The 10,126-nt window shown below is 42.5% G+C and carries 9 protein-coding genes; 7 read left to right on the plus strand and 2 right to left on the minus strand.

From position 1 onward, the window contains the following. Window positions 1-130: 130 nt before the first annotated feature. Window positions 131-1,153, minus strand: a complete 1,023-nt coding sequence (locus PV763_RS02960) for an AraC family transcriptional regulator (RefSeq protein ID WP_180181375.1) — start codon at window positions 1,151-1,153, stop codon at window positions 131-133. A gap of 138 nt (window positions 1,154-1,291) precedes the next feature. Here PV763_RS02960 and PV763_RS02965 point away from each other — a divergent pair, with 138 nt between their 5' ends. From PV763_RS02965 to PV763_RS02975, 3 genes are all read left to right on the plus strand, one after another. Then, a complete protein-coding gene (locus PV763_RS02965; RefSeq protein ID WP_314136338.1) occupies window positions 1,292-2,062 on the plus strand; it encodes an SDR family NAD(P)-dependent oxidoreductase in 771 nt (256 codons plus the stop codon). 164 nt (window positions 2,063-2,226) lie between these two features. Continuing rightward, window positions 2,227-3,363, plus strand: a complete 1,137-nt coding sequence (locus tag PV763_RS02970) for an acyl-CoA dehydrogenase family protein (RefSeq protein ID WP_314136336.1) — start codon at window positions 2,227-2,229, stop codon at window positions 3,361-3,363. Between the two features lie 268 nt (window positions 3,364-3,631). Next, entirely contained in the window at window positions 3,632-5,278 is a 1,647-nt protein-coding gene (locus PV763_RS02975; RefSeq protein ID WP_314136334.1) for an AMP-binding protein, read from the plus strand. A gap of 254 nt (window positions 5,279-5,532) precedes the next feature. On the opposite strand, the gene PV763_RS02980 is transcribed toward PV763_RS02975, so the two are convergent. Further along, window positions 5,533-6,063, minus strand: coding sequence for a pyridoxamine 5'-phosphate oxidase family protein (locus PV763_RS02980; RefSeq protein ID WP_004731434.1), 531 nt, complete (start codon window positions 6,061-6,063; stop codon window positions 5,533-5,535). Between the two features lie 482 nt (window positions 6,064-6,545). Between PV763_RS02980 and PV763_RS02985 the strand changes: the two genes are divergently transcribed. The 4 genes from PV763_RS02985 (at window position 6,546) to PV763_RS03000 (ending at window position 9,576) form a co-directional block, all read left to right on the plus strand. After that, window positions 6,546-7,316, plus strand: coding sequence for a HesA/MoeB/ThiF family protein (locus PV763_RS02985; protein WP_253174258.1), 771 nt, complete (start codon window positions 6,546-6,548; stop codon window positions 7,314-7,316). A gap of 58 nt (window positions 7,317-7,374) precedes the next feature. After that, window positions 7,375-8,673 (plus strand): ABC1 kinase family protein, encoded by a 1,299-nt coding sequence (locus tag PV763_RS02990; protein WP_253174207.1) that lies wholly within the window; start codon window positions 7,375-7,377, stop codon window positions 8,671-8,673. A 128-nt stretch (window positions 8,674-8,801) separates the two neighbouring features. Beyond that, window positions 8,802-9,182, plus strand: coding sequence for a dihydroneopterin aldolase (gene folB, locus PV763_RS02995; RefSeq protein WP_034439422.1), 381 nt, complete (start codon window positions 8,802-8,804; stop codon window positions 9,180-9,182). Next, entirely contained in the window at window positions 9,139-9,576 is a 438-nt protein-coding gene (locus tag PV763_RS03000; protein ID WP_213687380.1) for a 2-amino-4-hydroxy-6-hydroxymethyldihydropteridine diphosphokinase, read from the plus strand. Before folB ends, PV763_RS03000 begins: the two co-directional genes overlap by 44 nt. Window positions 9,577-10,126 lie beyond the last annotated feature (550 nt).

The raw sequence follows: 10,126 nt of genomic DNA on the forward strand, positions 1-10,126 counted from the left end.
GCTTTCTGGGTGACTGTGTAGTCCTGCTAATATATATTTTAGGGCTTGAAATATATAATCATAATAAAAATAAATGTTTAGAATCCAAGTGTTTTTTCGGTAATATTTTTAAAGTCTAATTTTATATAAATTATCTAATATTATTTTGTCGATACGCACCTGGACTGACGCCAGTCCACTTTTTGAATGCACGATGAAATGCACTGGATTCCTGAAAGTTAAGCTGATCGCTGATCTCTTGTAAACTTTGTTCAGTACGGGTCAGTAATTCAATTGCGGTATCCCGGCGTATCTCATTTTTTAATTGCTGATAGCTGACACCTTCACTTTTTAAACGCCGTTGCATGGTGGCTTCAGACATATTCATTTTTAAGGCTAGTTCATTCAGTTCCAGCCATTCTGCCGGCGAAACCTGTAGCAATTTTCGGCGAATCTGGGTGCTCAAGGCATAGGGGTTTTTAAAACGCACCAATAAATTTTGTGGTGTTTGCTGAATAAACTGATACCAAGACTGAGTATCCTGTTTAATCGGCAGTTGCAGATAGCTGGCATCAAATTGCACGTAATTTTCGCTGGCCTGATATTCAATCTGTTCACAGAATCGAACTTTGTAATCAAAATCATTCAGTGGTGCTGCACATTTCAATTGAATCTGATTAAGCAAAATCCGTTGTCCACTTAACCAGCAGATCAGGGTATGAATCAGCATCAGATAAGTCGCATAACTAAACATGCGTTTGGTTGTTTTTAAATCATAAATCACGATATAGGCATAGTGTTCCTCAACCATGAGCGTGCTTTGCAGGTCGTCCAAAACCAAGTTGAGAAATTGCAGAATGTTTTGCAGCGCTTTTTCCAGTGTATCTGCCTGCATAACCATTTTCGAAAGCAATTTAAAACTGCCACGACGCATGGCATGGCTGTCCATGCCAAAAAATTCGTCATTCATGCTGTCTGCAAGCACAGTCCATAATTGGGCAAATTGGCTGACCGACACGCGTGCCTTGGGAGCATTTAATACTTCTGCTGGGATATTGGCTTTTTTCAAAATGGCAGGGATATCAAATTGCAGCCGTTTGGCATCCAGCAATGCTTCGTTCACCAGGTCAATCGAGATGGTGCCTTTGCTATATTCCAGTGCAGGCTTATGCATATTCAGTCTGACATCCTTGTTTTCATTGTCCAAATACATCATGCAAGATGCAATATTTGGAAATTGTACAGAATAAAAACTCTGTTTACTCTGCATATTAAGTCGTATCTGAAATAGAAAAATCGCTAGGAAATAAACATGAACATTCAGGGAAAAGTTATTGTGATCACTGGTGGTGCCTCAGGTTTGGGTGCAGCTACAGCGACTCATTTGGTTGAACACGGTGCTAAAGTGATTCTGGTCGATATGAATCAGGAGCAGGGTCAGGCATTACAGCAGCAACTGGGCTCACAGTCTGAATTTGTACAGCTCGATGTTACCGATGAACAAGCCATTGAAAGTTTCTTCGCTCATGTTGAAAGCACGTATGGTCAACTGAATGGCTTGATCAACTGTGCCGGGATTGCACCGTCTGCCAAAGTATTGGGTCGTAACGGCATCCATGAATTAGCCATGTTTCAAAAAGTGCTCAATATTAATGTAAATGGTACTTTTAATATGTTGCGTCATGCGGCGGCTTTAATTGCAAAATATGAGTTGCAATCGGGTGAAGAAGAACGTGGCGTGATTGTGAATACTGCTTCAGTTGCCGCTTATGACGGTCAAATTGGTCAGACTGCCTATGCGGCATCCAAAGGTGCAGTCGTCGCAATGACTTTACCTTTGGCACGTGAACTGGCTCATGAAGCGATCCGTGTCATGACCATCGCGCCGGGCATTATGGAAACTCCGATGCTGAAAGGCATGCCGCAAAATGTCCAGGATGCTTTGGGGCAAATGGTGCCGTTTCCACCACGTCTGGCAAAACCACAGGAATTCGCCCAATTGGTGGGGCATATCTTTGAAAATAGCTATTTAAATGGTGAAGTCATTCGTCTGGATGGCGCAATCCGTATGGCACCAAAATAATTCATTAAATAAACACACTTTCTTTGACTCATCAAAATGGCAATGACGTGTCAGGGAAAGTTGCATGCTGAATTTGCCGAATATATCCAGAAAGCATCACATTTCTGGCAGTTAAAAAGTCCTTGCTAATGCTGGATAGAAAAAAATAAAGAAGGGAAATACCCGTGATTTTAAATGATGAACAAAAAATGATTCAGGACATGATGCGTAACTATTCGCAGCAGAAACTGAAACCGACGGCGGCCTTACGCGACAAAACGGCACAATTTCCAGCAGAAGAACTTAAAGAGCTTGGTGAGCTTGGTGCATTGGGTATGACAGTGGCTGAAGAATGGGGTGGTGCAGGTCTGGATTATGTATCATTGGTTTTGGCGCTAGAGGAAATTGCCGCAGGAGATGGTGCAATCTCGACGATTATCAGTGTGCAGAATTCTTTGCCTTGCGGCATTACCCAGCGTTATGGCACTGAAGCACAAAAACAGCAGTATTTAACTAAGCTGGCGACAGGTGAATGGCTTGGCTGTTTCTGTTTGACAGAACCTCAGGCCGGTTCGGATGCCAGTTCGCTGGAGTGTAAAGCCGAACGTGATGGTGATGAATGGGTGCTAAATGGCATCAAGCAGTTTATCACGACAGGTAAACACGCACAGATTGCACTAGTCTTTGCTGTGACTGATAAATCTGCAGGGAAAAAGGGTATTTCATGCTTTCTGGTGCCGACCGATGCACCGGGTTATATCGTGTCACGCCTAGAAGAGAAAATGGGTCAGCATTGTTCGGATACCGCGACCATCGTTCTGGATAACTGCCGGATTCCGGCTGCCAACCTGCTGGGCCAGGAAGGTGAAGGCTATAAAATTGCCTTGTCGAATCTTGAATCGGGTCGCATCGGGATTGCAGCACAATCAGTCGGTATGGCGCGGGCTGCACTAGATGCTGCAGTGGAATATGCCAATGAACGCAAAGCCTTTGGTGTGGAAATTGTGCAGCATCAGGCTGTGGCGTTCAGGCTTGCAGATATGGCGACCCAAATTGAAGCCGCACGTCAGCTTGTCTTGCATGCTGCAACGTTAAAAGATGCAGGCTTGGCGTGTTTAAAAGAAGCATCAATGGCAAAGCTGTTTGCATCGACCATTGCAGAGCGAGTCTGTTCAGATGCGATCCAGATTCATGGTGGCTACGGTTATGTCTCTGATTTTCCGGTTGAGCGTATCTATCGTGATGTGCGAGTGAGCCAGATTTATGAAGGTGCATCAGATATTCAACGACTGGTGATTGCACGTGAAGTGTGTCAACGCTGATTGTTAAATTAAAAAAACAGACTTTGATTAATGTTCAAATTCTGCACTTACATGGATGGATATGGAAATTGCAGGATTCAACTGAACATGATGATCTAAAGACATACAGTGCGAATAATCGAAAAATAAGCTTTATTCATGTTCTAGCCATAGGGCATGAATGCAGATTTGAGAAAGTATGCTGATGGAATCAGCAGGAACAACAAATACAAATGGACAAACTCAGGCAAGGTCGCCTGAAAACTACAACAGGAAAGAGGTTGTCGTCATGAAGACACTAGAACAGGCATATGCTGATTTTAATTTTGAAAATATGGTTCAAGAACATCTGGTTGGAAACGCAGAGAACATCAATGCGTATACCGAATGCTGTGGTCGCTACTTGGGTCAAAACCGAACTGCACTGATTTGGGAAGGCAAAAACGGAGACGCAGAGCAGTGGACCTTTGAACAGCTGGCTATGGCTTCAGGACAGCTGGCCAATTATATGCATTCTCTGGGTTTAAAGGCCGGTGATTGTATTGCAGGCTTACTGCCAAGAACGCCAGCACTCTTAATTACCATATTGGCCACCTGGCGTATCGGTGCCATTTACCAACCTTTATTTACCGCTTTTGAAAGTAAAGCCATTGAACATCGCATCAGTACCGCTGGCACCCAGTTGATCGTTACTGATGAAGAACAACGACTGAAACTCCATGATTTCAATATTCCTAATATTCTGACTGTGCATCAAACAGCGACAAATAATTATCAAGATGCGGATTTCTGGACAGCCTTACAGCAACAACCAGAGGAGTTTGAACCGGTAAATTGCCAGTTTAATGATGTCTTCCTGATGATGTTTACTTCAGGTACGACAGGCTTGGCAAAATCGGTTCCTGTACCTTTAAAAGCGTTGTTGGCCTTTAAAGGCTATATGCTGCACGCCGTAGATCTGCGAGATGAAGATTCCTTCTGGAATCTGGCAGATCCGGGCTGGGCGTATGGACTGTATTATGGTATTGCAGGGCCGTTGAGTTTAGGGCACAGCATCATCATGGATGAACGTGGCTTTAGTGTCGATAATGCCGTACAAATCATTCAAAAATATCAGGTGAATAACCTGACTGGTTCGCCAACCGCATTTCGCATGTTCTTTGGCTTTAAAGAAAAATTTGATGCAGGCATCAGTTCGCATTTGCGCGTAGTCAGCAGTGCCGGTGAGCCGCTCACGCCTGAGGTGATTCAGTGGTTCAATCATGATTTAAATGTGAATATTTACGATCAATATGGACAGACTGAACTGGGTATGGTGATCGCCAATCATCATGGCTTGGAGCATTATAAAAAAGTTGGTTCAGCCGGTTTTGCTATTCCTGGGCATCGTTTTGCTGTATTGGACAAAGAACATCAGGAAGTAGAAAAAGGCGGGATTGGAACCTTGGCAATTGACTGTGCAGCTTCACCGTTGATGTGGTTTGAAGGCCATGCAGGCCACAACCGCAAGTCATTTGTCGGGCAGTATTATCTCACTGGTGATACCGTGAAGCTGAATGAATATGGCGGTATTGATTTTATTGGGCGTGCAGACGATGTCATTACAACTTCGGGCTATCGGGTTGGGCCTTTTGATGTAGAAAGTACCTTGCTTGAATGTGAAGAAGTGCTTGAATCTGCCGTAGTCGGCAAGCCAGATCCAGAACGAACTGAAATTGTGAAAGCCTTTGTAGTGCTTAAATCGGCTTATCCGGCTACTGAAGATTTAATGTTGAAACTGCAAAGTTATGTACGTTCACGCTTATCCAAACATGCCTATCCGAAAGAGATTGAGTTTGTGACGTCTTTGCCTAAAACATCGAGTGGCAAGATTCAGCGCAATTTACTCAAACAGCAGGAAGTTGCCAAACTTCAAGAGATGAAGCGAGTCAGTTAATTTTTCAAATTAATTGTTTGATTGAATGTTCAAAGGCTGCCATGGCAGCCTTTGGTTTTTTTAGGAAATAAATCTTCTACTTAAATTTTAGTCAGATATTGAGCTGATTTCCCCAAACTTATATCTTCAAGAGAGCAGATTGAGGCAAGCTAAAATTATAATTTTTATGTCATTACAGTAAAATTACATTAATATTTAAAATGAAATATATCAAAAATTTAGCCTCTTAATTTCAAGAGGCTAAATCTCATTCATTACCAGATATTACCTTGTAGATTCACTTTTTGATGTTCTGCATGAGGTTCGCCCGCTTCACCAGTTACGCCGCCTTTTAAGGCTTTAAAAAGCTGGGTGACTTTGTTGTCTGTCACATTCCAATATTCTGCGCTGACTGCTTCTGCAATCAATACCCGTACGGTAGGATCATCCTTGCCTTCAAACCAGTTTTCAGCCCATGGATTCCATAATTGCTCAATCAGAATACGGTCAGTACTGATCTGGGCATGTGCACTAATCGACACATAAATACCATCTGATGGTTTTGCAAAAGACAGACCGATCTGACCACGGCCTGTTTCTGCTGCTTTGACCAGATCATTGGTATTACGCAGGATGAAATATAAGTTTTGACGTTCATTCATCTGCTCGGAGTTCAGCATGGTCATCGGCTGGGAGTGGATTTCATGGGTGTCGGTTAAATGGCTGATCATGGTGTAACGGACATCTTTGATCAATTCCCATAATTTTTCACGATTATCATGTTGAGTATTGTTATGCTCGGTCATGTATGTTCTCCATACGATTTTATGAAAGCTGAAAAGATTGCTTGGTATTTTCAGATTAATCATATTTAGAGACAGATGCCTTAGGTCTCACTGAACTCATACATTTTCATACTCAAATACAGGCAGAGACTACAGAATTGCTAAACAAGGCAGTTCTATTTACAGGGTAATTCAATAGCAAAGATTTTAAAAACTTCAGGTTTGACACCTTTTATAAATGAGAAAGAGCTGTTTGCCGGAACCGTTTAATTGAGGTGATTCAAAAAATCTTGCCAAGCCATAGCGGCTGCATCTTGATACCGAGCGTTTAGCTGATATGCTATTTGCCTCAACGATTGCCGAACCATTTATTGATGTGCTGTGAATTGAATGTGAGATTGATATTCCAGAGATTTATCAGCCTTTAGAAACTTCAGTAAAGCTAATTTTACGATCATTGTTAAAAATTTTCGAAACAAGGAAAGACGTTGTCTACATTTAACATGGATGCCATCTCCCCAGAATTTGAACTCACTGATGCTGAACTACATCTGTATAGCCGTCAGATTCTTCTGGATGGCTGGGATATTGACGCTCAAGAGCGGTTAAAATTTTCTAATGTCTGCATTATTGGTTGTGGCGGGATTGGCTGTGCACTGGCAGAACTTCTGGCACGCGCAGGCGTAGGAAAAATTACCCTGATCGATCCAGATACTATCGAGATGAGTAATTTACAGCGACAACTGGCATTTATGCCGCAGGATATTGGATTTTATAAGGCAGAAACTCTGGCCAAAAGACTAAGTCAGGTTAATCCGCACCTACAGGTTGACTATGTGAATCAGGCATTAACGGCTGAAAATGCAGCGCACCTGATTGAACATCAGGATCTGGTGCTGGATGGCTGTGACCAGTTTGCCACACGTTATCTGGTCAATCAGATTTGCGTGGAGCTGAATGTGCCATTATTGAGTGCTTCTGCGATTGGCTTGCAAGGCCAGCTGTTTATGGTTGAAGGGGATTCTGCCTGTTATGCCTGCCTGTTCCCGCCAGAAAATCAGGCCGATGAAAGTCTGCGCTGTGCAGATTCCGGTGTATTGGCGACCACACCGAATGTGATGGCCAGCTTGCAGGCACATCATACCTTGTTATATCTGGGATTGGGTCAGATGCCACTCAGACAAAAATTGTTGTTGTGGGATGGACTGAGTTTTAAGCAGCGGATTCTAGCTTTCGAAAAAGATACAGATTGCCCAATCTGTCAGGCAAGATAAGCCTGCAAAGTGAATTTTTTTTGCTACACTGCATTTAATTAATTTTTCCTAAGACATTATGAAAAACAATATCTGGTTAGATGGAATACGTTCAGTTGCCCGTATGGGAGAAACAGCAGTCGTTGCGGCAAAGGCGGGCTTTAAATATGTCACTGAAAAGCCGAGCAATGCCAAACTGATGCGTGAAACTTTTGAATCCTTAGGTTCGACTTATATCAAGCTGGGTCAGTTTATTGCCAGCACGCCGTCGCTGTTTCCACGTGAATATGTAGAAGAATTTCAGGGTTGTCTGGATCAGACTCCACGCTTGCCGTTTAGCTATATCCAGCAGGTTTTAGCCTCTGAATTTGCAGGACGCAATCTGGATGAAATCTTTGCATCGATTGATGAAACGCCATTAGCCTCTGCATCTATTGCACAGGTGCATGCAGCCAAACTGGTATCTGGCGAAGATGTCGTGATTAAGGTGCAAAAACCGGGTGTAGAGACCATTTTGTACACTGACCTGAATGTACTACATTGGGCAACCAAATTGCTGGAAAAAGCAGTCCCGAAAGTCAAATTCGCTTCACTGGCCGACATTGTCGAAGAAATCAAAACCCGTATGGTGCGTGAAGTCGATTTCATTGAAGAAGCTCAGAATCTGGATGATTTCGTCAATTACCTAAATATCACCAACAATCAAGCAGCCACTGCGCCGAAGGTTTATCATCAATATTCGACCCGTCGTGTGCTCACCATGCAGCGTTTATACGGTGTGCCTTTGACCGATTTTGAAGTGGTTAAAAAGGTATCCAAAGATCCATCTCAAGTACTGATTACTGCGATGAATACCTGGTTTGGCAGCTTGATGATGTGTAACAGCTTCCATGCCGATCTGCATGCAGGCAACCTGATGCTCCTTGAAGATGGCCGTGTCGGTTTTATTGATTTCGGTATTGTTGGTCAGCTCAAGCCTGAGGTCTGGACGGCATGTATGGCATTTATGGATTCATTGCAACATACCAATTATGAGCTGATGGCGCAAAACATGCTGAAAATGGGCATGACCGCTGTGCAGATTGACACCAAAGTCTTGGCTGCTGATCTGGAACGTTTATTTAGCGGTGTATTGATGGCGGATCCGCAGGAATTGTTAACGTCCAACCCTGCTGACCTGAACGATATCATGATGGATATGGTGGCTGTGGGTGAACGTCATGGCATCCGGTTCCCGCGCGATTTTGCCTTGCTGTTCAAGCAAATGCTGTATTTCGACCGTTTCATGCGAATTCTTGCGCCGTATACCGATATCTATGCCGATCAGCGTTTGCAAATGGTGCAAAGCATGGATCCGAATCTGCTGTTAAAGCATTAATCTTAAACTCATCTAGACTTGGAAAATCCCCCTAAATCCCCCTTTTTTAAAGGGGGGCTTTAAAAGCTCCTCCCTTTGAAAAGGAGCTTGAGAGGGATGTGGTCAGTATTAAATTCTTGAGCAATCCAATGGACGCCATTATTATTGAAGGTTTAAAGGTTGAAACAGTCGTGGGCTGCTTTAACTGGGAGCGTCAAATTATTCAGCCTCTAATGCTGGATTTGACCATTCAAACCGACTTGGAACAGGCATCAAACTCAGATGCACTTGCAGATACGCTGAATTATGCAGAAATTTGTGAGATTTCCAGCAAAGTCATTCAAGAGGCCAAGCCTGAATTGATTGAACATGCAGCAAAGTTAGTGCTGAATGCACTTTTTACTACCTTTACAGCAATTGAATCGATTAATATTACGATCCGTAAGCCTGCCATTATCGCGCAAGCCAATTCTGTAGGGATACGTCTTGAACGCCACCGAAACGATTTTCGCCCTAGCATTAGCGAGTAATTGTCATCCTCAGCAACATTTTCAAGCTGCACAGCAACGTATTTCCGAATGGGGAGAAGTTCAGTTTTCTCCCATTTATATGATTCCTTGCCGTGATGGCATCGGCGCAGATTACTGGAATGCAGCGTGTTTATTGCGAAGTTCGGTGTCTAGTGAAGGCCTGATTGAGCTGCTCAAACAGCTGGAACAGGCATCAGGGCGAGTACGTCCATCTCATCAGATTACTTTGGATGTTGATTTGATTGCCTGGGGATTAGATCTTCAACATATGCAGTTTAATGAAAAAAAGTTGCCCTTGGCTCTGGATGTGAAAGTGCCTATGTTTGATATCTGGCATGATGCCATGTTCGAACATGGATCACATAGCTTCCCAACAGTTGAACAGCTGATTTAAATCAAATCACCTAATTTTTTGCTAATACATTTTATCCAGTAAGAATAATTAACCAGCCTGATCAAGCCAGATCAGGCTTTTTATGGTGCAGTTTTTTTGTCTTTAGAGTAAAAGAAAAATTCAGATAAGATGGTTCAGGTGGAGTTTAGGAATCATTTAAAAATGAAAATATTAGAAATCTTGGTTTCGGTCATTTTAATTCTTGGAATTCTTTATGTGATCCAAGAGGGAATTAATATTTGATTGATTTAAAGCTCTGAAATGTATTTTAAGATCAATAAAAATCCTCAAAGTATCAAGAAATGAATCATCGCTCTTTCACTTTTTCTTGTTATAAAAAATGATCAGTAATACGATAATGATCGCCAAGATGGCAAGAATGATCGTAGTTTCCATAACAATACCTCTCAGGCATAAATCTTAAGTTTTAAGCATCTAAATTAAAACCGAATATATATTAGGGTCTGTTGACATTTCAAGTATAGAATTTACCCGATAAAGGTAGCCAAATAAATATACAAGCTAATGCAACTGCCCCCTCATAGCTACA

Origin of the sequence: Acinetobacter sp. AS5 (genome assembly GCF_048957595.1) — a bacterium.
GTDB lineage: Bacteria > Pseudomonadota > Gammaproteobacteria > Pseudomonadales > Moraxellaceae > Acinetobacter.